This is a genomic window from Novosphingobium sp. 18050 (genome assembly GCF_902706195.1).
Lineage (GTDB): Bacteria > Pseudomonadota > Alphaproteobacteria > Sphingomonadales > Sphingomonadaceae > Novosphingobium.
In genome coordinates this window covers 19,449-43,664 of record NZ_CACSJO010000003.1, presented here as the reverse complement: position 1 = coordinate 43,664, position 24,216 = coordinate 19,449, and the positions used below count along the sequence as shown (strand labels likewise).

The window sequence follows — 24,216 nt, the reverse complement described above, 5'->3', positions numbered from 1 at the left end:
GCGAAACAGCGGTGCGTAGCACAAACTTATGGAAAGCGCCGCGACCATGCCGCCGTCAATGAGGTCGACCGTGCCGAGAACCAACGAAGCGTTCGGTATAGCCCCGTAGGCGGATGGAACCGGTTCGTCAGGGCGGATCAAATCCCGTAGCGGCGCTTGATGGCACGGTAGCGTTCGCGCAGCATTGCGGTGCGCTCTTCTGGCGTGGTCATGCCGGTGTCGGTGGGAAGGTGGTCCATCAGCCTTTCGCGCTTCACCAGAATTGTGCGGAAGGCCGCCGCATCCTGGGTCAGGAGGTTGCGATAGGTGAGGTTGCCTTGGGCGAACCCCTGCGTATCGAGCCAGTTATGCACGCCCGGGTCGTCGTGGGAGAGGACAAGGCGAACCACGCCGTCGCCGTCTACGCTGGTGCGGGATGGGGTGTAGCTGACCGGGCGGTGGAGGAAGTCCATCGAGCCCATGAGCGCCCCGCCCAGGCCGAAGATCCAGAAGCCGGGGTGGTTGTCCATTTCGACGATCAATGCTTCGTCGGGTTCCAGTTTCCAGACCATGTGGGCAGCCATGCGCCCGCGTTTGGTATCCGACACATCGTTGGCGACTTCGCCGGGAAAGGTGTTGAGCGCGCGGGGATCGCAGACCCCGCGTGAGGTCGCCCACGCATGTTCGGGCCAGTCGCGCATCAGGCCGGTGACGAACGCGCCGGCCCAGTCCATCGCCTCTATGATGCGCGCAGGGACGGGCAGCGGACGGGGGGCATCCATGTCCAGGCACTCGATGGTGAAGCTGGTGGGCGTCTCGTCCCAGCCGTCGAAAGCTTCGCGGATGAACAGCTTTCGGCTGGCGGGCGTGGTGGGGAGCCAGTTCCGTTGGCGCGGAACGCCGCCGATGAACAGCTCGAAATACCCGGTGGAATCGGTTTCGATCTGATGCCCCAGCATGTTGCATTCGGGAATGTCGCCGAAGGGTTCGTGCAGGGAAGGCCAGTCGGTGCCGGGGATCGTCGCCGGGCGCTCTCCCTGCACTGTGACGTTGAGCCAGCGCGCCGTGCCTTTGCGGCCGGTCAGGCGATAGGCGTGTTTTCCGTCGATCCAGGCCTGGCGATAGGTGAAGTCGGCGACATCGCCGCCCAGCTTCATTGTCGGGGTAGTGAAGGCATGGATTTGCGGAAACGCGGGCTCTCTGGTTTCCAGAGCGAGGTCGAAGGCCTGCCCGAGGTTCTGCGTGAGGAAACGGAAAGCATCGGCGCGCTGGAGCGGATTGGCGGGGTTCGCATCTTTGAAGGCGTTCATGCCGGCCGCTTTCAGGTCATCGCAGAACCGCTCCCACGCCTGCCGCAGCGCGCCGTCGTCTGGACTGTCGCCGTAGGCCATCGTCAGGCTCCCAGTTTGCCGAGAAGGTCGGAAAGGACCTGCGCAGCGCGGGTGCAGGCAGTGCGCGCGCCTTCTGCATCAATGCGGGGACCGACCAGTTCGAGGTCGAACAGACCCTTATAGCCAAGCTCGAGTACGACGCGCAGGATCGCCTCCAGGGGTATAGCGCCGTCGCCGGGCACCGCACGGCAGGGAGCGGAACGGTCACCCAGCACGTAATCGCTGACCTGCACCAGACCCGTCAGCGGCATGGCGGCGGCAAGGTTTTCGTGAAGGGCACCTTCGGTCCAGCAGGCGTGGAGGTCGATGCACACGCCGATTCCGGCTATCGCCGCGAGCCGCGCCGCGTCGGGCAGGGTGTGGGCCATGTGGATGTCGGCGTTGAAGGGGGATGCATTCTCGACCAGCAGCGCAATCCCCGCTGCCCCCGCAGCATCGCGGCACGGTGCGATCAGGTGAGCGAAACGGGTCGCCGCCTGCCCCCACGATAGCGAGCCGCGTCCGCCGGTGAGCAGGTAGATGGACGGGGCGCCCAGGTCTGCGGCGATGTCGATGGCGCGCATCAGGCCTTCGGCGGCCGCGCCGGTGTCCCGTTCGATGTCGGGGTGGAGTGCGAAAGGATGGTTGATGCAGCCAACTCGGACATCGAACCCTCCTGCCGCCTCCTTTTGCAGCAGAGGTGTGGCGAGGGTGCAGTGCTGCACGCCGATCTCGTCACAGAATGCGAGGAACGCTGCGGTAGGTTCCGCGGCAAATGCGACCTGATGGAGGTTGACGCGGGGGTGCATCACGGCTTCGAGCCGCGTACTTCGATCGGCACGCCGAACCGCGCGCGGAAGGGCGCGAATTCGGTGTTCAGCGCCTCGATGTCATAGCCAGCGTCGATGAGAACCTGCGTCGAATACTGGAACTTGCCATGCCGGTCTCCCCGGTTGGCAGCGAGATAGGCGCGCATCGCAGCCTCCGCCTGAGCAGTAAACTCTCGCCCTGCAAAGGCATAGTAGCCCCGGACCGTGCCGATCGGGTCCGCGACGAAATCGGAGTAGAGGACGTGGTGAATGCGCGGGTCATCGACGAGCGACCCGCTCATCGTATTACCGATCGACCAGCGCACGCGTTCCAGGTGCATCTGCGCCTCTTTCACGAGGTCGATGGGGCCGACGATACCCTCCATGATGTCTGACATCATCATCGTCGAACTGGCTGCGACCATCACCGGATCGCGGTGCAGCCAGACCAGCGTCGCATCGGGATAGGCATCGAAGAACGCTTCAAGCCGGGCCGTGTGGAACCCCTTCAGGACCCAGTATTTCTTTTCGCGCCCGTATTGGAACGCCTGGAGCATGGCCTTGTGGATGCGGTATTGCGCGGCCGGGTCGGTGGGCAGGCCCATGGAGAGGTTCTGCATCGGCACGCGCCACCAGGCGGTCGGGGTCATGACGCGGAAGTCGAAGGCCCAGGTGCGCTCGTCCTCCGGGAGGCCGCTTCCCAGCATGTCGTTGTAGGGGTGGCAGTGCAGCCACTTGGCCATTTTCGTGTTGATCTCGCGCCATTCCGCGTCGGCCCGGGCATAGCGCGGGTCTGTTCCCTCGACGCTTCCGGGCGGGGGGGAAGGATGCATGACTTCGGCAAAGCGCAGCGCTCTGGCATCCGGGTCCACCGACATCAGCGCGTGCATCAGCGTAGTGCCCGAACGCGGCTCGCCGCTGGCGAACATCGGCCGCTCGATCTGCTCTTCGGAGAGGGGAAAGTCGTTGCGGTCCTGAAAGAACCTCAGCCGGTCGGTAAGCAGCCAGTGGATATTGTCCTTCGCCGCCTGCCTTCCCGCTGCATCCATCGGGATCGTGTTGATGTGGGCGGCCGCCAGAGCGAAGCGTTCGGGAAAGCCGTCGTCGGCCCAGTCCGACAGACCCGTTTCCGTCACGGCGTCCTGCAGCATCCGCTGTGCGTCCAATGCGGCGATCATGGCGCTCAGCCTCCCACCAGCTTCTGGATTTCGTCCTCGGTTTCGCGCACTTTCGCGGCCGAGCTTGCGGAGAATTTGATCCCGCCCATCGCGCCATATTCCATCAGCTTGTAGACCCGCATGCCGGCATCGGCGAAACCCTTGATCTTGAGCGCGACCTCCTTCGGTGTGCCGGTCGGCAGGATGTCGCGGATCGCTTGCGGGTCCATCTCCTCGCAGAATTTCAGCATTGCCTCCCGGCTGAGTTTCACCGGATCGAAGTCCATGATGCCCCGCCAGTCTGGCCCCATCGGGTGCTGGTATCCGAACTGGGCAAGGTCCTTTGCGGTCAGCATGAGGATGATCGACTTGACCATCGGCGCGCGCAGCATTTCGTCGATCTCGTCCGGCTCACCGATCAGGCATATCTGCGTCAGGGCAGGGACGAAGTGGCTCATGTCGCGGCCTGCCGCATCGCCGGCTTCAAGGATCACCTTCAGCTTTGCGGCATAATCGTCCGGGGTCCACGATCCTGCCGGCCACCAGCCATCCGCCTCACGGCCCGTAATGCCCAGCATGCGAGGCCCCGCTGCGCCGAGCCAGATCGGCGGCGCCTTTCCCTCGAAAAGCTCGGTGTCCATGCGCGCGTGTTCGAGGTGGAAGAACTCGCCGGTAAAATCGACGGGTCCATCCGCGTGCCACAGAAGCTTGATGACCTTGATCGCCTCCTCAAGGCGGCCGACCGGCCTGGAGAAGTCGAAGCCGTAGGGGACGGTGTTCTCCAACTCCCCGGAGCCAAGGCCGAGAATGAACCGGCCCTTCGACAAGTGGCTGATCGTCAATGCGCTTTGGGCCAGCAGTGAAGGGTGGCGGCGCACGGTGTCTACTACGGTGGTGGCGAGCGGGGTATTCCGGGTGAGCACGGCGGCGGCCGCGCTCACCGCCATGCCGTCGAGGTGGCGGTGAGGGCTGGGCGAGGTTTTCGCGAGATCGGTGAATTCGGGTGTCCAGATCGAATCGGGCCAGAAGCTCACCATGTGGTCGGGCAACCAGATCGAGTGGTAGCGCCCCGTATCGTAGTCGCCGACCATGTCGATCCCCAGTGGCAGGGTCGTACGCAGGAAGGCGGCGGGCTGCACGTTCATTGGGCTTTCCTCTCGCGTGCGGGCGTATCGCCGGGGTGATGCTTGTCCCCGCGCCGTGCCGGCCTCGTTGTTCGTGACCGTTTGGTGGTCCAGGGATCGGCATAAGAAAATTCCCATTTGGGGATCGGAAGCGATGATGGGAGAAGGCTTGGGCGCGGCGCATGCGTCGCTGATCGTGCCGCTGATAGCAGGCATGACGGAGGAGCCGCCCTGGCGGGGTTTCCTCGACGCGCTGCGCTTGGCCGTCGCGGGTGACTATGCCAGTCTCGTGTTCCGGCCGCTGCCGCTGGGAACCCCGGAGGCGCGGGTGATTCACCTCTACTCCGGCCAGCCCTCACCGCCGCCGGTTACCCGCCATTACCGCGAGAATCTCTACTTGCGCGATCCGATGCCCTATCACGACATGATCGAGGGGCGGGCCTACCGGCTGGGCGAATTGCTGCAGTTCGGTCAGCCGGCTCATGACGCCTATCTGTCGCAGTTGCTCGTGCCCTCGGGGATGAACCACCTGCGCATGATACGCTTCGCCGAAAGCGGGGGGCTGAGCGGCTGGATCACGGTGACCCGCCGCGAGGGCGAATTTCCCGAAGAAGTCGACACGCTGCTCGAAAGCCTTGCTCCCTACATGCGCCCTGCGCTCGGCAGTTTCGTGGCGCTGGAGCGCGAGCGCATGACTGCTGCCGTTGCCCGCGAGGCGGTGCGCCGCCTCAACTTCGGCTGGCTGACCCTTGATGCGGAAGGACGAGTGCTCGACGCCGATCATCTTGGTGGAGAGATGTTACGTGATGGCGCGCAGGTCGGCGGAGGCCGGATTGCACGCGGCAAGGACGGGCGGCTGACCGCCCGTGATCCGGCGCTGCGGCGACAGCTGCTTGCAGCTATCCGCGAACTCGCCGAAAATCCGCAGGCCCGTCCGCGGGCGCTGGTCCTGACGCGTGAGCCGTGGCTCGACCTGCTGCTGGTGCCCTCGGGCCAGCGCATGGGCACGACCCAGGCCGCGCCCGCGATCGTGTGCTACCTGCATGCCGACAATTGGTCTTCCGCCGACCGCTGTGAACAACTGGCGCAGCTATTCGACCTTGCGCCCAGCGAGGCACGGCTGGCGCTGGCGCTCAGCCGGGGGATGTCGATCAGCGAAGCCGCGCCCGAACTGGGCCTGACGGTGGAATCGGCGCGCACTTATTCGAAGCGGATATACGCCAAGACCGGCGCGCGTGGACAGGCGGATCTCGTGCGCTTCATCCACCGCAGTGTCCTGGTGATCGCATGAGGATCGGATACATCGAGGCGCCTCGCTGGAGCGATTAGAACAGGTGTTCAGCAATATTTATTGACTATCCACCTCGGCGTTGTCAGCAAATGCATACGATCGGGCCGCAAGGGCTGAGATAAAATGCGGGAGAGTGCTGGAGATGACGTCGCCGAATCATGGGCCGCTTGCCGGAAAAGTCGCACTCGTCACCGGGGCCTCGTCCGGCATCGGCGAAGCTGCGGCTCTGTGCCTGGCGGAAGCTGGCGCCAGCGTGGCACTGTCCGCCCGGCGGGCCGACAGGCTGGCTGGTCTGGTCGCCAAGATCGAGGCTGCTGGCGGCAAGGCCCTGGCGATCCCCGGCGACATGATGATCGAGGATGACGCAAAGCGCGCGGTCGAGGAAACCGTCACCGCGCTTGGTGCGATCGACATCCTGATCAATTCTGCCGGGGTGATGCAGGCGGGGGGTATCGAGAACTGCGACACCGACCTTTACCGCCGCGTCATCGACATCAACCTCATGGGTACGGTCTACACGTGCGCGGCAGCCGTGCCGCACATGCTGGCTAAAGGCGAGGGCGATATCATCACCATCTCCTCGCTTGCGGGCCGCAAGGGTGGACCGATGACCAGTGCCTATTCGGCCAGCAAGCATGCCGCCAATTCCTTTACCGACGGTATCCGTCAGGAACTGGGCGGCAAAAACATCCGCGTCACCACGCTGATGCCAGGCGCTACCGAGACCGAAGTGGCGGACAACATTGTCGACCCGAACTGGCGGACCGCGATCAAGGCGCACGTCGGCAAGGAAGGCGCCGTAAAGCCGCGCGACATCGGTGAGGCAATCGTCTTCATCCTCTCGATGCCGCGCCGCACCAACATCTCGGAGATCACCGTCAGGCCGACGATCGATACGTCCGCCTGAGCACGAACGCGAATACCAACGGGAGTAGGACAATGGCCGGAAGGCTTCAGGACAAGGTTTGCGTCATCACCGGCGCAGGTTCGGGCATGGGCAAGGCGATGGCGCAGCTGTTCCATGCGCAGGGAGCAAAGCTGGTTCTCGCCGATATCTCGGGCGGGCAGGACGAAGTGGCGGCAGGGCTCGGTCCCGACGTGACCGCGCTGCACTGTGACGTTTCCGACGAGGCGCAGGTCCAGGCGATGATCGCCGCTGCCGAGACCCGCTTTGGCCGGCTCGACGTCCTGTGCAACAACGCCGGCTTCGGGGGCGGCATGGCTGCGCTGCACAAACAGCCGGTGGAGCTTTGGGACAAAGTCCATGCCACCAACATCCGCGGTGTTTTCCTCTGCATGAAGTACGGCATCGAGGCGATGCTCAAGACCGGCGGCGGTGCCATCGTGAACACCAGTTCGGCCTCGGCGGTCATCGGCTGGAAGCACCACGCGGTCTACAGCTCGGCCAAGGCCGGGGTACACCAGCTGACCAAGGTGGCTGCGCTCGACTATTCGGACCAGAATATCCGGGTAAATGCGGTCGCACCCGGCACCATGTGGACCGGCCTCGTCGAAGCCTCCAGGACGCACGAGGTGCCGCCTGAGGGGTTTCCTACGCTTGCAGGCATCCCGATGGGCCGCTGGGGCTATGCGAAGGACATCGCTAATGCCGCTCTGTTTCTGGCGAGCGACGAGGCAGCCTATATCACGGGTGTAGTCCTGCCGGTGGACGGGGGCTATTCGATCGGCTTCTCGGGTATGGGCGCAGAGCGTCCGGGTATCGTCAGCGTCAATACCGACGGAACTTGACGGACGGAGTGGTCAGAGCCACGGCGCAACCGGGATACCGGCGAGCGCCGGGTCGGCCCAGAGGTATTCGGTGTAGTGGCCAAGCTGCCTGCGGGTGTCGACGTAGCAGAAACAAAGTTTCGCTTCGGGTGAGGGCTCGGCCGGAAACAGGTAGGCGAATTCGTCGCCGCTGGCGCGCACTTGTGCCAGCAGGTTTTCCCATTCGGAGTAGGCGCCCGGCACTGCTATTCCGATGTGGTGGAAGCCCAGTATATGGGCGCCCAAGTCCACGGCATCGGTGTAGATTTCCGTTGCGCCTGCGACCGGCTGGATGATCTCGAACTGACGCACAGCGCCCGGTGGCCCCATGTTGGCGATCGCCGACTTGACCGCCAGCCTGCGCCGCTGGCCATGGGACATGACCTCGATGTCGGCCTGACTGCGCACCAGTCCGGTAATACCCAGCTGCGTTTCGGCGTGCGCCACGGCCGCGTCCATGTCCCGCGTGACGTAGCTCATCTGGGCAAGCTGGCCATAGCGCGCGCCGATATGGGTCATGCCCCCTGCTTCACCGGAATACGGTAGCGTTCGATGTAGTCGGCAAAAGCGGCGTGCACGCCTTCGCGGGTCAGGCCGTAGCGTTCCAGCGTGTAGTCGTGCTTGCCGTGTTTGCCTTTGGGGTTGGCGGCCATGTAAGCGTCCATCGCACCTTGCGTTTCGGCGGTGAATGGTTCGCCGAAGTGCTCGTAGATGCGCCGGCACTCACCGATCGGATCCTTCATCACGTCGACATATTGCACGTCGAGAATTGCGCCCGCACCATGCTTGGCGCGGAAGGCTTCCTGCCGCTCGATCATCAGCGCGAAGGTTTCCATGAAAGTCTCGCCGATGCGGGCGAGGTCTACCTTGTCCGAATAGATCATTCGCACGTTCTCGATCAGACTGCCGATGGAGCCCAGGACGTCGGCCGGGTCGCGGTGCGTCATGACAAGCTGCGCGTCCGGGTAGATTTCGGTCAGCGCGTCCAGGAACAGCGGATGCCAGGGATTCTTGAGCGTCCAGCGGCCGCCTGTTTCGGCTTGGAGCAGTTGCAGCAGCCGCTTGTGGAAGCGGAACGCGGGTCGGTAGTCGGCCTTGTGTAACAGCCAGTCGCGGTAGCTGGGCACATCGGCCTGAGATTCGAAGACCTGCGCGCAGAAGGAGTAGTTCATCGAGAACTGGCACTCGGTCGGGCTATTGGCGTCCTCGTAATGGATGGCGGCGATCTTGGGCATGTACTGGAGCGCCATTTGCGTCTGGTCCTGCATCTTCTGCCAGCGCGGCCCGGCATTCAGCTCCTCGGGGCGCGGGGGCGGCACCGGGTCGTGCGATTCCCAGCGCAGGAAGGCGCGGCGCGTCGGATCGGCGGCAAGCAGGTTGATCAGCAGCGTCGTACCGGTGCGCGGCAGGCCGAAGACGAACAGGGGCTTTTCGATCGGGCGTTCCAGCAGTTCGGGGTGGCGCGCCAGCCAGTCCTCGATCCGCAGGCGGTTCGCCATGTATTTCACGAGGTCGCGGTGCGCCAGCTGGCTGCCGCGCTCGGTGTAAGCGGCTTCCTCAGCGTAGCTTCGCAGCAGTACCTCAAGCCCTTCCAGCGCTGCGGGATCGCCAATTTCCTTCAGTCCGGTTTCGGCCTGGGCGGCTGCGATCACGTCGTCGACAGTCATGCCGGTTGTCCTCTCTCAATCTCTTATCGTCCACGCGGTGATGCTTGGGGCTGCGGGCGATTGCAAGATAGCGTCCACTTCTTCAGACTTGCCGGAAGCAACGCGCCGAACGAGCGCCAGAGTATGAGAGGGGGCGGAAAACCCATGAATTTGAGCCAATGCAGCCATGCTTTCGTGACTGGCGGCGCCAGCGGGATCGGACTAGGTATCGTCGATGCGATGGTCCGGCGGGGCCTGCGCGTTACCGTTGCTGATATCGACGCCCCGGCGCTGGAGCGGGTGGTCTCTGAGCGGGGCGAACGCATACGCGGTGTAGTGCTCGACACCCGCGACCGGGAGGGTTGGGCGAAGGCCAGGGCGGAGGCCGAAGCCGCATTCGGTCCGGTCGACATACTGGTGAACAACGCCGGGATCGCTCCCAATGGCCGTGAGTTCGCCGATATGGACCCGGTCAGCTTCGACCGCATCGTCGCGATCAATCTGGGGGGCGTGGCCAACGGTGTCTTCGCCTTCGCCCAGAGCATGCGGGAGCGAGGATGCGGGCATATCGTCAACACGTCCTCGCAGGCGGGGCTGACTGCCAGCGTGCCGGGGGTGGGCGCCTATGCGGTCGCCAAGTTCGGCGTGACCGCGCTGAGCGAGGCACTGCGGCAGGAGATGGCGCCGCACGGGGTCGGCGTATCGCTGCTGTGCCCCGGCTATGTCGCGACCAACCTTGCCGAGAGCACCCGCAAATTGGGCGGAGAAATCCGTCAGCATGGCGGGGCCATGCCGCCTTCTGCCATCACGCCCGACGACATAGGCGAGATGGTCGCCGCTGGCATCGAAGCGGACGAACCCTTCATCGTGACCCATACCCGCGTCTGGCGCAGCCTCGAGCCCCGCTTCGACGCGATCCGCGCCGCATGCGAACGCCGGGATGCTGCCGCATGAGCCTCGAAGCCCGGCTTGAAAGGATCGAGGCGCAGACTGCCATCGCCGATCTCGTCCACGGCTATGCCCGCGCAGTGCGGCGCGAGGCTTATGAGGACCTGGCGGCGCTGTTCGTCGCTAGTGGTACGTTCGAGGTGCGTTCGGGGCACCCCGACCGGGCCGAGTTCACCCTGCGCCAGCGGTTCGATACACCCCAGGCGCTGGTGGCGTTCCTGTCGGAAGGGAAGGGCAAGCCGCATCCGGTGCCGCTGATCCACAACCTGATGATCGAGGTTGAGGGAAGCACTGCCCGGTCCAACGCGATGATGGTGGCCTCGATCACCGGCACCGACAAGCAGGTGACCGGTGAATACCACGACAGTTTCGCGCAGGTGGACGGCGAATGGCGTTTCGCGGCGCGGATATACACGGTGTTTGGATAATGACGGTCTTCCCGGTTCGGGGAGGCGGCAGCCGGTCGCGCCGGCGGAGAGGGGATGTGTCTTCGCCCTGCGCCGCGCCGTGAGCGGCCCCTCCCCGGACCGGGGAGGGATTGGCAATTCAGCGCTTTTCCACCGTAACCCCGCCGAACATCATTCCTTCGGCCGGTCCGGTCAGCACATCCATCGGGAACACCTTCGGCACCGCACTGGCCGCGTTCAGTCGTCCGATCTGTTCATCCGACAACGTCAGCTCCAGCGCGCCGAGGTTGTCCACCAACTGCGCGGGCGTTCGCGTGCCCAGAACCGGCGATGCAACCGCCGGATTCGCCAGCGTCCACGCCAGCGCTACTTGCGCGCTCGATGCGCCGATCTCTTTCGCGACAGTGGCTACCTCGTCGGCGATGTCGAGGTTGCGCTCGCTCAGGCGTCCGGTGGCGGCATTCATGGTCTTGCGATCGTAGGCCCCTCCCGGAACAGGAGCGGCGAGGTCGGCGCGCGTGTACTTGCCGGCCAGTACGCCTCCGCCCAGCGGCGACCACGGGCACACGCCCATGCCCATCTCCGACGCCATCGGGATCATCTCGCGCTCGACCGTGCGTTCGATCAGCGAATAGCTGATCTGCAGCGCGCAGAACTGGCTCCAGCCCCGCAGTTCGGCGATCGCCTGCATCCGGCTGGCCTGCCATGCGGGCGTATCGGACAAGCCAATGTACAGCACCTTGCCGCTGCGCACGAGGTCGTCGAAAGCGCGCAGGATCTCGTCCACCGGCGTGCGGAAATCCCACATGTGCAGGTAGAGCAGGTCGATCCACTCGGTGCCCAGCCGTCGCAGCGAATCCTCGACCGAGCGGACCATGTTGCGCCTGTGGTTCCCCGCTGCGTTGGGGTCGCCGGGGCGGGTGGTGAGCGAATACTTGGTCGAGACGACCGCCCGCTCGCGCCGCTTGCCAAGAATGCGCCCCAGCACTTCCTCCGAGCCGCCCATGCCGCCGTAGAAGTCGGCCGTGTCGATGAAGTTGCCACCCCGGTCGAGATAGGTGTCGACCATCTCGGCCGCCTCCTCGTCGCTGGAACCCCAGCCGCCGCCCTCGACGCCGAAGGTCATCGTACCCAGCGACAGCGGCGATACCCGCAGCCCCGAGCGGCCAAGCAGGCGGTAGTGATCGAGCGCGGTGGCCATCTTTTCTCTCCTCTTGGCGCCGTTATGTCGCGCGCGCAGCAGGCTGGCCATGCGTGCGTGCGATACCGCGCCGCTTCTGCCCCTGGGGTCAAATGACCGTTCCCCATCATTGCCGCCCTGTGCGGTATGCGCATGGCGCGCAAACACCGCACCTCGCACGCGCATTGCATCGTACCGGCACGCATCGTAGCACGCCGCCATGATCGCTCACGTCGAACCGTTTCACGCCACCACCATCGGCCGCCTCGCTTATGAACTCGCGGCGCAGGGGCGCGATGTCATCCACCTCGAGTATGGCCAGCCCTCTACCGGAGCACCTGCCGCCGCCATCGCCGCGGCTCATGCGGTGCTCGACAGCGAGGCGGGCGGCTATTGGGAAAGCCCGGCCCTGCGCGAGCGGATCGCCCGGCATTACGCCGAGGCTTACGGCGTCACTGTTTCGCCCGAGCAGGTGTTCCTGACCTGCGGCGCATCGCCTGCGTTCGTTCTGGCGCTGTCATGCCTGTTCCGCCCCGGCGCGCGGGTTGCCCTCGCACGGCCCGGGTATGTGGCCTACCGCAATGCGCTCAAGACACTCTATATCGAGCCCGTCGAGATGGCCTGCGGGCCGGCCGAACGTTATCAGGTCACCGCTGCCGCACTCGATGCGATCGCCCCCGCGCCGGATGGGTTGATCATCGCCAGTCCCGCCAATCCCACCGGCACCGTGATCGCGCCCGAGGAACTGGCCGCCATTGCCGAGGTCTGCGCACGCAAGGGCATCGCGGTGATCTCGGACGAGATTTACCACGGCCTTACTTATGGTCCGGCGGCGCAGTCGATGCTCCAGCACGTGCCGGATGCGCTGGTTGTGAACAGCTTCTCCAAGTGGTTCAGCATGGCCGGCTGGCGGCTCGGTTGGCTGGTGGTGCCTCCCGTGCTGATCGATGCGGCGCGCGCGCGCATTGCCAACCTGTTCCTCACCCCGCCGGTGCTAGCCCAGCACGCCGGGCTTGTCGCGTTCGACTGCGATGAGGAACTGCAAGGGCATCTCGCCAATTATGCGCGCAACCGTGAACTGCTGCTCGCCGCGCTGCCGCGTCTTGGCCTTGCCCATATCGCTCCGCCCGACGGCGCCTTCTACATCTGGGCGGACATTGGGCACTTTACCAACGACAGCTTCGCATTCTGCCGTGAGTTGCTGGCGGGTACCGGCGTCGCAACCGCGCCGGGAATCGACTTCGATCCCGTCGACGGCAACCGCTTCATCCGCTTCAGCTTCGCTGCCTCCACCCCCGAGGTCGAGGATGCGATCGAGCGGATGGTCACCTGGTTCGCGGCGCGCGCCTGACCCTTTGTACCGGCCGATCGCCAGCGGATCGGGATAATTCAAACTGCGGATGGCGGTGTATACGGTACTTTCACTTCGCGCAGGTAGAATGTAGCAAGGCGGGACAGTGCTGCAGCGCACGCGGAATCTGCGTATTGACGCATGGCGGCACTTCGGGACTTTGGCGCACCTTCGGACGCGAAAGAAAAACTGTGATGGCTAGTACCTTGAACGAAATCACCGACGATCGAACGCGCGCAAAGCGGCTGCGCGAATTCCTGCACGATTGCGCCGGCAGCGCACCTTGCGAGGAGGCGGAGCGTGTGCGTGACGCAGTGCTGGAACTTGGCGGCAGCGGTCTCGATGCCAAGGGCCCGATCGACGTGACGATGATCCACGCCATGCTCGACAGCGGCGCGGTGACAAGTGCGGTGCTGGAACTGATGGGCCCCGGCGCCTGCTTCATGCTCTCGCGCGGGCCGCAAGGCGCGTGTCTTGCCAGCGTGGTCCTGCGCGATGGTGCGGAAGAGGCGATTGCCGAAGCGTCGAGCCTTGGGCTGGCTTTGCTGGGGGCGCATGTCGCGGCGGTGCTGGCCCAGATCGAAAAAGCGTCTTTCGAAACGGAGGCGCTGCCCGCGCCCGCGTGGATGCGGGTGCATTGAGAGCTGGCCGGGCCGTGCAATCGGACCGGTCGCATCCCTCGCGGCGTGCGCAATATGGCAAAGCCGACCTGAAGCAGGAACGCGAGGCCAGCGATTGACGTACTGCTCGCCACGAACGGCCGCCGGTGAGGACTCCGACTGTCGTTCCAGAGCAAGGCGAGCGCAATGGGCTGAAACACGCCGCCCAACACCCAGTGAGCGAACAGCGCATAGCCAATGACCGTCAGTGCGGCGGATTTCATTGCCTGAGTTGTTCAAACGTTCGCCGGGCATTTCGCGAACCCGCGGGTTTTGAGCCGGGAACAGCCTGTTCCAATGTGGCGCAAGCCGCCAGATGGAAGAACTGCAGACCCGGCCGGGAGGGGGGATCGACCGGGCCTGCGTTCTCAGGAGACTGTGGGTACAGCTGTCGGCCTCAGTGCCGACAAGCCCGGTATATCCGGTTATGGCTAATACCTTGTTCACGGTGACCTAGGGGTAATTGCGAGGTCTGCTCAATTCACCAGCGATGCCTCTATGGCGATGCGGATCGCGTCGGAGGTGTGATTGGCGCCCAGCTTGTTGAGCATGTTGGCGCGGTGGATTTCCACGGTGCGCGGGCTGATCGAGAGTTTTTCCCCAATCAGGCGGTTGGAGAGCCCACTGGCGACGCCGCCCAGCACTTCGCGTTCGCGGCGGGTCAGGCGATCTACCCGGGCGCGGGCCATGACTTCGCGCAGCTTGGCGTTGCCCAGGCTTTCGGCGCGGGTGATCGCCTTGCCGAGGTTGTCGGTCAGGTCTTCCGGGCTGATCGGCCAGGCAATATAGTCGATCGCGCCGTCGAGGATGGCCTGGACGATGCGCTGCGCATCCGGGCTTTCGCTGAAGGCGATGATCGGGAACCAGTCGCCATGTTTGGCCATGCTTTCGATCAGGTCTTCGATCGTCCCGTCCTCGTCATGGATCAGCACCACGCCCGAGCGCGGCCACGAGGCTGCCAGTTCCGAGACGTTCTCGAACGGTTCCACGTGGATGTTGCCGGCGGACAGCACGTGACTGATGCCGGCACGGCGCCGGCTGTCGCTGTCGATAAGAATGAGGTTCGAGATGATGTCCACGGCCAGTCTCCCATTGGGTATCTGCCTAGGGAGATATTCGCATCTTTCGATCCCCGCGCGCCCGACCTGCTCCGAAACCGAGGCAACGCGGCGGGTAACCAGGCTAACGCGGCCTCTTTAGCGTACTACGCAATCACCGAAACGGGTGTTTACCCCGCTTTCAGGGCCTGGCCGATCTCGCAGAAGTCCGTGCGCAGCTGCGTTATCCGCTCTGCATCGAAATTCAGCGCGCTGTCGAGGATCGTGCGCCGCGCCGCTTCGTAAAGCTGGCTGAGCGCGCCTGCGACTCCTTCGGCCCCGGCAATGCCCATCTGCAGCGCGGTGATGGCGGTGAGCGCGCGGGTCATCGAGCGGCTTTTCAGGCAGTTGTCGCCGCGCAGGTCGGCATGGACGGCGGTGCCCAGCGCGCTGACCAGATGCTCGAAGCACAGGTGGACCAGCTCGGCCGGGCCGGCGCCGCTGACGCGCGCGTCGAAATCGACCCGGCGGTAGGCTTCCTGAGGGGAGGTCATCTGGAGCATGTCAGCTGCTCTTGTTCCACTGGGCGATCTGGTTGGTCAGCATCGCCAGCGTCGATTTCGAGGTGCCGATGCGCGTTTCAGACGCGGTGTACTGCGCCACAAGCCGCGCGCGCAGCTTCTCCTGCTGCTCGGCAAGGTCGCTCTTTTCGGTGGAGATGCCGGTCTTCTTCTTGGTGTACCCGGCGATCGAACTGCCCAGCGAGTAGGCGTCGCTGGTGGAAACCGCCGCGCGGTAGATACGGTCGACGGTGCCGTAGACGCCGTTGACGCCGTTAGTGAACATCGCCGCCACGCCCTTGGGGTCGGCAGCGGTGGTTGCGCTCAGGCGGTCGGTGTCGAGCGCGAAAGTGCCGTCGCGCTGGGTCTTGAGGCCAAGGTCGGCAAGGGTCTTCGCCGCGCCCGTGGCGCCGGGCATGATCGTGGTGGAACCGAGCGCGGAGAGCGAGCGCTTGAGCGCGCGCGCCCCGGCATCGTTGGCAAGGTCGCCGCCGATCGAGGTCGCGGTGTTCAGGGCCGAGACCACCTCGTTCAGCGCGTCCACGAAGTCCTGCATCGAGGTGGCGATCGCGCTGGCGGGATCGGAGAAGCCAAGCGTTGTCGGCGCGCCGGAGTTGGTCGCTGTAAGTTGCAGCTTCACGCCGGGGATGGCGTCGGTCACGGTGTTGGAAGTGGCGGTCATCGACAGGCCGTCGACCTTGAAGGCGGCGTCGCTTGCGGTGTTCAGCAGTTGGCCGTTAGAGGCGCCGGGCGACCAGGCGAGGGCGGAAAGGCTGGGGTCACCGGCCTCCAGCACGAAGCCGTTCGCAGCGCCCTGCGCGCCCTTCAGCACCAGCTGCGCGCCGTCGACGGTGGTGGTCACATAGGCGCTGACCCCGGCATTGGCGCCGTTGATGGCCGTTGCAACATCGGCGAGGGTCGCGCCCTGCGGGATGGTGATGTCGACTGCGGCATGGGCGCTGTCCTGTGCGAAATTGCTGCCCGAAACCGTGCCGAACTTCAGCGTCAGTGTGCCCGATCCCACCGCGCTGCCGGTCGCCGCGAAGGGCGCGCTGGCAAGCTGCTGGCCGCTGGCGAGCCGGGTGACTTCGAGCGAATAGCTGCCGCTCGGCTGGCTGCTGCCCGAAAGCGTGGCGGAGGCGACGGAGGCATTGGCGAGGCTGGGCGTGCGCGCCAGACTGCCTGAACGCACCAGCGTGCCCAGCGAGGTATCCAGCCCCAGCATCAGCGACTTGATGTTCGAGGCTGCCGAAATCTGCGCGTCCAGCTTGTCGGACTTGGTGGCCAGACGGTCGTTGCGCGAGGCGAACTGCGCATTCGCCAGATTGTTGGCGAGCGCGGTCATGTCGACGCCGCTGCCCCCGCCAAGCGCGGTCACGAGCGACGACGTGGTGACGGCCGAAGCGCTGGTCGAGGAGGAGGTGCTGCTTACCATGGTTCCCAGAACGGCATGGGGGGCGCGGTTTTAAGCGGCGTCGGCGCCGGAAACATCTTCACGACACCGACCCCGGATCAAGCCGCCCATCCGCATCGAAACGCACCGTCACCGGCACCGAAACCTGCGGCGCGGTGCGCTTTTCGCCGCGTTTCAGGGCCATGACGAAGGCCAGCAGCGCGGCGACCGCGACGTAGTGTTCCTCGCGGATCACCTGCCGTTCGCGCGTGGAGTAGAACACCGAGCGCGCCAGCGCCGGGTATTCCAGCACTGGCAAGGCGTTCTCGGCGGCAAGCTGGCGCATCGCCAGCGCCGTCTCGCCGCGTCCGCGTGCCACCACGATCGGGGCGGGGGCCCTGGCGGGGTCGTAGGTCAGCGCCACCGCGAAGTGGGTCGGGTTGGTGATGACGAACTGCGCCTGCTTCATCGCCGGGACCAAGCCCCCCATGGCGATCTTGCGCTGGCGGTCCTTGATCATGGCCTTCTTTTCGGGCGCGCCTTCGGATTCCTTGGATTCGTCGCGCACGTCCTGAAGGGTCATCTTCAGGCGCATCATGCGGCGTATGATCTGGATCGGCAGATCGAACAGGGCGATCACGAATAGCCCTCCGGCCAGCCAGAACAGCAGCAGGACGATGGTGTCCCAGGCCCAGGAAAGCTGGGCCATCACGTCCCCCCGGCCCAGCCGGGCGAAAGCGTCGATGCGCCCGTCGGCCCAGGTCCAGGCGTTCACGCCCAGCAGGCCGACCTTGGCGAGGCCCTTCACCATTTCGATCCAGCCCGAGGGACCGAAAACCCGTTTCAGCCCCGACATAGGATTGATCCGCGATGCCTTGGGCGCAAGATTGCCGCCCACCCAGCGCCCATCCCCGAAGCCGAGCTGCGAAACCAGCGACACCGCGATGACCGCGCCGCCCAGCACCGCGATCGGGGGCAGGCCCGCAAGCAGCGCGTCCATCAGCATGTCGGCGGGGCTGAAATCGTCGAGCGAGGCGCGGTCGAATTTGAAGCCGGTGCGCAGCAGCCGCTCGGACAGGTCTAGCAGCCATGGCCCCGCCAGCAGCATCCACGCCGCGCCGATCGCCACCGATGCGGCGGTCGCCAGTTCGCGCGGGCGGATGACATCGCCGCGTTGGGCCGCGTCGCGCTTGCGCTTTTCGCTGGGGGCGAAACTTTTCTCGCCTTCCTGCTCACTCATGGGCCGAGCACCCGCGCGGCGTTGGTCAGGGCCTCGGCGGAGAGGCGGGCGACCATGTCGGTCAGCACCGGGGCGGCGATCATCAGCGCGGCGATCCCGCCCAGCACCCCTGCGGGCATCCCCAGCGCGAACAGGTTGAGCGCGGGTGCGGAGCGGCTCAGCACGCCGGTCACCACCTGCACCACCAGCAGCACCAGCGTGACCGGCAGGGCGATCGCCAGCGCGGTGAGGAACATCTGGCTGGCGAACCCGGCGACCAGGGCAAACCGCGTCGGCCCCAGCCAAGTCTGGCCGGGCGGAAATACCTCGTAGCTGCGCACGACCAGCGCGAACCATTGCAGATGCGCGCCCAGCGCCAGGAACACCAGGGTCAGCACCACCATGAAATACTGCCCCAGCGCAGGCGACTGTGCGCCGCCCACCGGATCGATCGCGACCGCCATGTTCAGGCCCATGCCGCCGCCGATCACCTCGGCGGCGATCACCGGCGCGGCGAACGAGAGCTGCAATACGAAGCCCAGCGTCAGGCCCACCAGAACTTCGCCGATCACGGAAAGGATGCCCGCCGCCGACAGCAACTGCGCGGGCGCGGCCACCGGCGTCCACGCGCAGACCATCACCGCAATCCCGCCCGCCACCATCACGCGCACCTGCGCCGGTACCGTGACCGCGCCGAACAGCGGCGCGGCGACCAGCGCGGCGCCGATCCGGGTCATGACGAAGACCAGCCGCCAGAACTCGGCCTCCAGCGCGCCGTAGCCGAAGTCCAGCCCGATCACCGCGCAACCTGCTGGGCGTCGCCGGTGCGGGAGATATGGGCGAAGACTTCCTGCGTGTAGTCGGCGATCAGCGTCATCATCGAACTGCCCAGCAGCACCAGCACCAGCGCGATCACGGCCAGCTTGGGCACGAAAGTCAGCGTCTGCTCGTTGACAGAAGTGGCCGCCTGGATGATCCCGATGACCAGACCCACCGCCAGCGAAGCCAGCAGCACCGGCGCGGCGACCAGCGCCGTCACCCACAGCATCCTGTCGGCCAGGGCGAGGAGGGCGGAGATGTCCTCCATCAGCGTTGCCCTGTGCGAGAGTGCTTCGACAGGCTCAGGATGAGCGGAGTTGAGAGGTATTTCCGGTGTTTCCGCTCATGCTGAGCCTGTCGAAGCACCACACGCGCAAGGCACCCCATCACCCGAAACTCTGCGCCAGCGAACCCATCAGCAGCGCCCAGCCATCCACCATCACGAACAGCAGCAGCTTGAACGGCAGCGAGACTACCATCGGGCTCATCATCATCATGCCCAGGCTCATCAGCACCGATGACACCACCAGGTCGATCACCAGAAACGGCAGGAACAGCATGAACCCGATCTGGAACGCGGTCTTGAGTTCGCTGGTGACGAACGCCGGCAGCAGCACCGAGAACGGCACATCGGCGCTGCCGGCAAAGCGCGGGGCTTTGGCCATCTCCGCGAACATCATCAGGTCGCGTTCGCGGGTCTGGCGGATCATGAAGGCATGGAAAGCGCGGCCCCCGTTCTGGATCGCGGCTTCGGCATTGATGGTGCCGGCGGAGTAGGGGGCGATGGCGGTCTGGTTCACGGTCTCCAGCGTGGGCGCCATCACGAACAGCGACAGGAACATCGACAGGCCGATCAGCACCTGATTGGGCGGCGATTGCTGCAATCCGATTGCCTGCCGCAGGATCGACAGCACCACCAGAATGCGCGTGAAGCTGGTCATCATCAGGATCAGGCTGGGCAGGATCGTCAGCAGCCCCATGATGAGCAGGAGCTGGAGCGACATGTTCATCCCCGGCCCGCCGGTGCCGCCCAGCGACCCGAAAGCGCGGTCGAGCGCGCCGGGGATCGCGGCTTGCGCATGGGCGCCGACGGGGGAAAGAAGAGCGAAGGTGGCGACGCACTTCCTCCCCCAGCGGGGGAGGGGGACCATGCGAAGCATGGTGGAGGGGCACGCGCGGTTTACACGGCCTCCCGTAATGCGAGGGTACCCCTCCACCACCCTGCGGGTGGTCCCCCTCCCCGTTCCGGGGAGGAACTTGCGGAGGCTCATTCGGCTTCCCCCCGCGCCCTCGCAGGCGCCTCCGCCAACCGCGTCAGCCCCTGCCGGGAGGCGGAGACCAGAATCTCGCGCCCGTGAAACTCGATCACCGCCAGCTTGAGCGTGGGCGAGAGCATCGTCGTCTCGACGATACGGATCGACTTCGACCCCGTGCCCACGCCGACTTTCGCCTGCACCGTGCGCGCCAGTTTCAGGCAGCCCCAGATCAGCAGCGTGATCATCGGCAGCAGCACGATCAGCTTGAGCACATACCACAGCATCGCCCGTCACTCCCCGCTGCTCTGGCCGCCGCCCAGTCCGCCGCCCAGTCCGCTCTCTGGCAGGCCCAGCGCATCGCCCGGCGCGGCGGTTTCCTCGATCCCCAGCATCTCGACGATGCGCAGGCCGAAGCGCCCGTTGTGCGAGACCACCTCGCCCCGCGCGATGGGCTTGCCGTTGACCAGCACGTCGAGCAGTTCGTCGGTCATCCGGTCGAGCATGACGAGGCTTTCCGGCCCCAGCGCCAGCACGTCCTTGAGCTTCATCTGGGTCCGGCCAAGTTCGACAGACAGGCGCACGTCGACATCGCGCAGGAAATCGAGGCCGCGGGAATGGATGCTCATATCGTTTCGGGTTCCCAAATCAGAATGCGTTTTGCAGCTGGACCGCAACCCGGTCCTCGACTTCGCCGACCGTGCCGGCAGCAATGGTGCGCCCGTCGACCCGAAGCGGCACCGAGCGCGCCACCGTCACCGGCAGCACGTCTCCGGGGCGCAGCGCGGAAAGGCGCGAGAAAGGCAGCGTCATGTCGACCAGCACGGCGGTCACCTCGATCGGCATCGAGGCGAACGGCTCTCCGTCGGGGCCGGGCCGGACGCGCGGGGCAGGCCGGCGCTGGCGGCGCGGCACGACCAGCGCGGCGGCCAGCGTCGACAGGGGTAGCGCCAGTGCCAGCGACCAGGGCTGCGCGGCTGGTTCCTCGATCTCCAGCACGATCCGCAGCAGCGGCTCGGCGGGCGCGAAGGGGGCCAATTCGGACAGGCTGGTGTCGCGGCGCAGCGCGGTAACGCGGTGGGTTGGATCTCCGCCCAGCCCGGCGCTCAGCGCAGCGGCAATCGCTTCCTCAATGCGCCCCAGCAGCAGTTGCGCGGATAGCGGAAACGCAGACGGCAGCGGCTTGGGCACGTCGCCGCGCCCGCCGAACGCGCGGTCGAGCAGGCGCAGCACCGGGGCGGCCTCGAACGTGGCGAGAAGCGGCAGGCGCCGGGGGCCAAGGCCCATCAGGCTGTGCGCGGCCAGCCCTGCGTTCTCCTCCTCCATCGCGGCAAGCGTGGATTCGGCGGGAATACCGATGCGCACCACCGGCGCCTCGCCGCCCGCCAGCCGGGCAAGCCCGTCCGGCAGCGTGCGCGCCAGCGTCTCGCCCAGCTTCGCCAGCGGGCGCACCATCTCGGCGATCGAGGGACCGGAGCCGAGCAGTTCGGCGCAGTGACGCGCTTTGGGCGGGGTTTCCTGCGCCATCACTGGACGATGAAGTTACGGAAGTAGACGGCATCGACGCCGCCGAAGCCTTCCTTCTGGATCAGCACCTGGTTGATGGCATCGGTCATCCGCTTGTTGAGGCGTTCCTTGCCTTCAATGGTGGTGGCGTCCTCCTCGGGCGTGTCCGCGAGGATTTCGAGCAGGCGCGAGCGGATTGCCAGCTCGTGCTTGGCCAGCCATTGCAGCACCCGCCCGTCGCGCCGGGTGGAGCAGGCGAGGCTGGCCTGAACCATCGAATCGCTGTCCTTGAGGTTGGACGTGAAATCGTCGGTGAACGTGAAGTAGGCGGTGCGATAGGGATCGCCGCCCTCGCTTTCGACTTCGGCGCCGCCGCCTTCGCTGTCGCCTTCCTTGGCGGGCGGGGCATAAGGATCGACGGCGCCTTTCTTGACGAGCTGCGGGCCTTCGTCCTTCTTCTTTTCCTCGCCGTGGCCGCCGATGACGCCCGCTACCATCAGCCCGAACACCGCCCCGCCGCCGACCACAAGCATGGCCACGGCGATGAGGATCAGGCCCATCTTGCCCTTTTTCTTCGGCTTTTCTTCGCCGTCGTCCTTGGCAGGTTTTGCGCTCATTTAAGAAGATTCCCCGGTGTTCGGACGGTCAAAGTGCTGGGCGGGGCGCGTTGAGCGCAGCTTCGGCGGCGTCAGGCGTAGATGTCGCTGCCGGGCCGCTGCTCGCTGCGGCTGCGCGGCTGTGTACCGGGCTGCTGCTGGTCCTGAGGCCGCCCGAAAGCGCCGCCCTCACGCCGGGCCTGCTGGCCGGATGCGTCGGTGCGGGCTGGCTGGTTCTGGCCGCCATTCGCATTGGTATTGGCATTGGCGCCGGTCTGCGTCTGGCCGGTGTTGCCCTGCTGCTGGGCCGGGTTTTCCTGACGCGGCTGATCGCCATTGCCCGCCGCGCTGTTCGCGGCCGCGGCGGCGGCGGCCTGGACGGCGCCGTTGAATTCGGGATCGCGGCTTGCCAGCGTGACGGAGAGGCCGCCGTCCTCATGCCCGATCTGCATCGACACTCGGCCGAACTCGGCATGGGAAAGCGCGGTGCGCACGACATTCGGACTGGCCGCCTCACGCGCCTCGGCCAGGCGGGAGACGAGCGTGGCGAAGTCCTGCGGCGCCTCACCCGTGGGCGAGGGCGCGGAAGTACCTTCAGGCGAAGGAGTGCCGGGGGTGCCCGGCGCAGCATCGACCATCACCGGCTGCGGCATGGCAAGAACGGTGCGCGCGGGGGCGGCCTCGACCTCGGTGGCCGGAGCCGGATGGCCCTTGACCTCGACCGGCTCGGCGTGCGCGGGCTTTGCGGAAGCGAGCGTGCGGGGCTGCTCGGCCTCGCCCTGAACGGCGACGTCGATGACAGGCGCGGGCGAGGCGGCGGGCGTTGGGGTAATCACTTCCGAGCGATGGGGAACGGCCTGAGCCTGAGTAACCGGGGCCACCTCGACTGGCTGCTGCATCACCAGCGCCGCAGCCGGGGTTACCACAGGCGCGGGTATGCCGGGCGCGGCGGTCCGAACCGGAGCGACAGGTGCCGGGTCGGCGGGGCGCGGCTGGAACGGCATGGAAGGCGACGCAGCCGTCTCACGCGTGGCCGCGCGTCCGCTGTCTGCGGGCACCAGTTCGATCGGTTCGAGCTGGACCCCGTTCGCCTGAGGCGCGGGGATGCTGACGGGCGGCGCGGCAGCACTATGCGCAGTGGCTTCGGTTGAAGGCGCGGCGGGGAACGCAGGCGCGGGTGCATCCGTCACCCGCATGAGACTGGCCGCAGCCGTCGGCGCGGCGCGCGAAGTATCGCTGAGGGGAGCTGGCCGCCGGGACGCGGTGCGCAGGTCAGCGGGCGCGGCCACCATCGGCGCTGCGGGCGCAGTGGACGGCACCGCCTGCTCGACAATAACGGGCTGCGCGAGCGCGGCTTCGGCACTCGGCAGGTCTTCAGCGGACGAGGGGGCCGCGAACAGGTCTGCAACCGGCAAAGCGGCGGCGGGTGAGGCCGTCGCAACGGGCGCGGCTGCGAGGGAGGTTTCGTTCGCAGCGGTCGCCTCGTCGTCATGCTTGGCGTGGGCGGCAGGCGGCAACATCTTGCCGGTCTGCTTGCCGCCCTTGCCGTCGACGGGGGCAGGAGTTTCGGCAGGTGGCATCGCCAGGGCGCCAGCGGGCAGGCCGGGCTTGAGCGCGGTTTTGACCGTGGCGGCGGCCGATGGTGCGACGGTAGGGCTGTCAGTCTTGGGCGGGACTGCTGTGAGATCGGCTGCGACCGGCTCAAGGCCCGGCGTCGAGGGTGCTTCGGTGCGAACCGGCGCAGACGTGAAAGCGACTGCCAATGCGGCCGGGGACGGGGCCGAAAGCGCAGGGTTTCCGGGCATCTGGAGCGAAATTTGCGGCGGTGCTGCGGGACTGGCCGTGAACGGGGAGGCCGCCACGGCCGTGCCTTTCAGGGCGACGGGAAACGCGGCTGCACCGGCCTGGAGCGCCAGTGCGGCGAGGCCGTCCTGCGTACCTTTCACCGCGTCCGACAGGAGAGGCGCTGCGAGGGAGGGAACCACGGCCTCACCCGCTGGAAGGGCAGGCACTACTGCAATGCCAGCCGGAACCTGCGTGATCCCCAGAAGCGCGGCGAAATCGCCGCCCGGCATACCCGCAGACGTTCCCAGGGCATTCGGGGTGATAGCGGGGTTGAGTGTCGGGGCGGTGGTCGGGATCATG

At 66.1% G+C, this 24,216-nt stretch carries 26 protein-coding genes; 7 read left to right on the top strand and 19 right to left on the bottom strand.

The window, feature by feature from the left end:
• Nucleotides 1-137 precede the first annotated feature (137 nt).
• The 4 genes from GVL61_RS04470 to GVL61_RS04455 are packed head-to-tail and all read right to left on the bottom strand — an operon-like array spanning nt 138 to nt 4,460.
• Nucleotides 138-1,370 (bottom strand): hypothetical protein, encoded by a 1,233-nt coding sequence (locus tag GVL61_RS04470; RefSeq protein ID WP_159977426.1) that lies wholly within the window; start codon nt 1,368-1,370, stop codon nt 138-140.
• A 2-nt stretch (nt 1,371-1,372) separates the two neighbouring features.
• Nucleotides 1,373-2,158, bottom strand: a complete 786-nt coding sequence (locus GVL61_RS04465) for a sugar phosphate isomerase/epimerase (protein WP_159977424.1) — start codon at nt 2,156-2,158, stop codon at nt 1,373-1,375.
• Complete coding sequence (locus GVL61_RS04460; RefSeq protein WP_159977422.1) at nt 2,158-3,336, bottom strand: sulfotransferase; 1,179 nt, start codon at nt 3,334-3,336, stop codon at nt 2,158-2,160. The genes GVL61_RS04465 and GVL61_RS04460 overlap by 1 nt, the downstream gene beginning before the upstream one ends.
• Before the next feature lie 5 nt (nt 3,337-3,341).
• Nucleotides 3,342-4,460 (bottom strand): LLM class flavin-dependent oxidoreductase, encoded by a 1,119-nt coding sequence (locus tag GVL61_RS04455; RefSeq protein WP_159977420.1) that lies wholly within the window; start codon nt 4,458-4,460, stop codon nt 3,342-3,344.
• Between the two features lie 133 nt (nt 4,461-4,593).
• Between GVL61_RS04455 and GVL61_RS04450 the strand changes: the two genes are divergently transcribed.
• The 3 genes from GVL61_RS04450 (at nt 4,594) to GVL61_RS04440 (ending at nt 7,479) form a co-directional block, all read left to right on the top strand.
• Nucleotides 4,594-5,730: a helix-turn-helix transcriptional regulator gene (locus GVL61_RS04450; RefSeq protein WP_159977418.1), complete on the top strand. Its 1,137-nt coding sequence runs from the start codon at nt 4,594-4,596 to the stop codon at nt 5,728-5,730.
• Nucleotides 5,731-5,872: 142 nt separating this feature from the next.
• Nucleotides 5,873-6,637 (top strand): SDR family oxidoreductase, encoded by a 765-nt coding sequence (locus tag GVL61_RS04445; protein ID WP_159977416.1) that lies wholly within the window; start codon nt 5,873-5,875, stop codon nt 6,635-6,637.
• Nucleotides 6,638-6,669: 32 nt separating this feature from the next.
• Nucleotides 6,670-7,479, top strand: coding sequence for an SDR family NAD(P)-dependent oxidoreductase (locus tag GVL61_RS04440; protein WP_159977414.1), 810 nt, complete (start codon nt 6,670-6,672; stop codon nt 7,477-7,479).
• A 12-nt stretch (nt 7,480-7,491) separates the two neighbouring features.
• Here GVL61_RS04440 and GVL61_RS04435 read toward each other — a convergent pair whose 3' ends face one another.
• A complete protein-coding gene (locus tag GVL61_RS04435) occupies nt 7,492-8,016 on the bottom strand; it encodes a VOC family protein (RefSeq protein WP_159977412.1) in 525 nt (174 codons plus the stop codon).
• Complete coding sequence (locus tag GVL61_RS04430; protein ID WP_159977410.1) at nt 8,013-9,164, bottom strand: sulfotransferase; 1,152 nt, start codon at nt 9,162-9,164, stop codon at nt 8,013-8,015. The genes GVL61_RS04435 and GVL61_RS04430 overlap by 4 nt, the downstream gene beginning before the upstream one ends.
• A 144-nt stretch (nt 9,165-9,308) precedes the next feature.
• Here GVL61_RS04430 and GVL61_RS04425 point away from each other — a divergent pair, with 144 nt between their 5' ends.
• Entirely contained in the window at nt 9,309-10,097 is a 789-nt protein-coding gene (locus GVL61_RS04425) for an SDR family oxidoreductase (protein WP_159977408.1), read from the top strand.
• A complete protein-coding gene (locus GVL61_RS04420) occupies nt 10,094-10,519 on the top strand; it encodes a nuclear transport factor 2 family protein (RefSeq protein ID WP_159977406.1) in 426 nt (141 codons plus the stop codon). Before GVL61_RS04425 ends, GVL61_RS04420 begins: the two co-directional genes overlap by 4 nt.
• 118 nt (nt 10,520-10,637) lie before the next feature.
• Here GVL61_RS04420 and GVL61_RS04415 read toward each other — a convergent pair whose 3' ends face one another.
• The gene (locus GVL61_RS04415) at nt 10,638-11,699 is read right to left on the bottom strand and encodes an aldo/keto reductase (RefSeq protein WP_159977404.1); all 1,062 of its coding nucleotides are present in this window, start codon (nt 11,697-11,699) and stop codon (nt 10,638-10,640) included.
• A gap of 199 nt (nt 11,700-11,898) precedes the next feature.
• Here GVL61_RS04415 and GVL61_RS04410 point away from each other — a divergent pair, with 199 nt between their 5' ends.
• Nucleotides 11,899-13,029, top strand: a complete 1,131-nt coding sequence (locus GVL61_RS04410) for a pyridoxal phosphate-dependent aminotransferase (protein ID WP_159977402.1) — start codon at nt 11,899-11,901, stop codon at nt 13,027-13,029.
• Nucleotides 13,030-13,223: 194 nt separating this feature from the next.
• Nucleotides 13,224-13,670 (top strand): hypothetical protein, encoded by a 447-nt coding sequence (locus tag GVL61_RS04405; protein ID WP_159977400.1) that lies wholly within the window; start codon nt 13,224-13,226, stop codon nt 13,668-13,670.
• A gap of 494 nt (nt 13,671-14,164) precedes the next feature.
• On the opposite strand, the gene GVL61_RS04400 is transcribed toward GVL61_RS04405, so the two are convergent.
• The 12 genes from GVL61_RS04400 to GVL61_RS04345 form a co-directional block, all read right to left on the bottom strand.
• On the bottom strand, nt 14,165-14,767 hold the full coding sequence (locus GVL61_RS04400) for a response regulator transcription factor (protein WP_159977398.1): 603 nt from the start codon (nt 14,765-14,767) through the stop codon (nt 14,165-14,167).
• A gap of 149 nt (nt 14,768-14,916) precedes the next feature.
• A complete protein-coding gene (fliS, locus tag GVL61_RS04395; protein ID WP_159977396.1) occupies nt 14,917-15,288 on the bottom strand; it encodes a flagellar export chaperone FliS in 372 nt (123 codons plus the stop codon).
• 1 nt (nt 15,289) lies between these two features.
• Complete coding sequence (fliD, locus tag GVL61_RS04390) at nt 15,290-16,720, bottom strand: flagellar filament capping protein FliD (protein WP_159977394.1); 1,431 nt, start codon at nt 16,718-16,720, stop codon at nt 15,290-15,292.
• A gap of 58 nt (nt 16,721-16,778) precedes the next feature.
• Nucleotides 16,779-17,918, bottom strand: a complete 1,140-nt coding sequence (locus GVL61_RS04385) for a flagellar biosynthesis protein FlhB (RefSeq protein WP_159977392.1) — start codon at nt 17,916-17,918, stop codon at nt 16,779-16,781.
• Nucleotides 17,915-18,697: a flagellar biosynthetic protein FliR gene (gene fliR, locus GVL61_RS04380; protein WP_159977390.1), complete on the bottom strand. Its 783-nt coding sequence runs from the start codon at nt 18,695-18,697 to the stop codon at nt 17,915-17,917. Before fliR ends, GVL61_RS04385 begins: the two co-directional genes overlap by 4 nt.
• Nucleotides 18,694-18,984: a flagellar biosynthesis protein FliQ gene (fliQ, locus tag GVL61_RS04375; protein ID WP_159977388.1), complete on the bottom strand. Its 291-nt coding sequence runs from the start codon at nt 18,982-18,984 to the stop codon at nt 18,694-18,696. Before fliQ ends, fliR begins: the two co-directional genes overlap by 4 nt.
• A 118-nt stretch (nt 18,985-19,102) precedes the next feature.
• Nucleotides 19,103-19,867 (bottom strand): flagellar type III secretion system pore protein FliP, encoded by a 765-nt coding sequence (fliP, locus tag GVL61_RS04370; RefSeq protein WP_159977386.1) that lies wholly within the window; start codon nt 19,865-19,867, stop codon nt 19,103-19,105.
• Nucleotides 19,868-19,983: 116 nt separating this feature from the next.
• On the bottom strand, nt 19,984-20,256 hold the full coding sequence (locus GVL61_RS04365) for a flagellar biosynthetic protein FliO (RefSeq protein ID WP_159977384.1): 273 nt from the start codon (nt 20,254-20,256) through the stop codon (nt 19,984-19,986).
• Nucleotides 20,257-20,262: 6 nt separating this feature from the next.
• On the bottom strand, nt 20,263-20,598 hold the full coding sequence (gene fliN / locus GVL61_RS04360) for a flagellar motor switch protein FliN (protein ID WP_159977382.1): 336 nt from the start codon (nt 20,596-20,598) through the stop codon (nt 20,263-20,265).
• Between the two features lie 19 nt (nt 20,599-20,617).
• Nucleotides 20,618-21,496 (bottom strand): FliM/FliN family flagellar motor switch protein, encoded by an 879-nt coding sequence (locus tag GVL61_RS04355; protein ID WP_159977380.1) that lies wholly within the window; start codon nt 21,494-21,496, stop codon nt 20,618-20,620.
• The gene (fliL, locus tag GVL61_RS04350; RefSeq protein WP_159977378.1) at nt 21,496-22,092 is read right to left on the bottom strand and encodes a flagellar basal body-associated protein FliL; all 597 of its coding nucleotides are present in this window, start codon (nt 22,090-22,092) and stop codon (nt 21,496-21,498) included. Before fliL ends, GVL61_RS04355 begins: the two co-directional genes overlap by 1 nt.
• 71 nt (nt 22,093-22,163) lie before the next feature.
• Nucleotides 22,164-24,215: a hypothetical protein gene (locus GVL61_RS04345; RefSeq protein WP_159977376.1), complete on the bottom strand. Its 2,052-nt coding sequence runs from the start codon at nt 24,213-24,215 to the stop codon at nt 22,164-22,166.
• Nucleotide 24,216 lies beyond the last annotated feature (1 nt).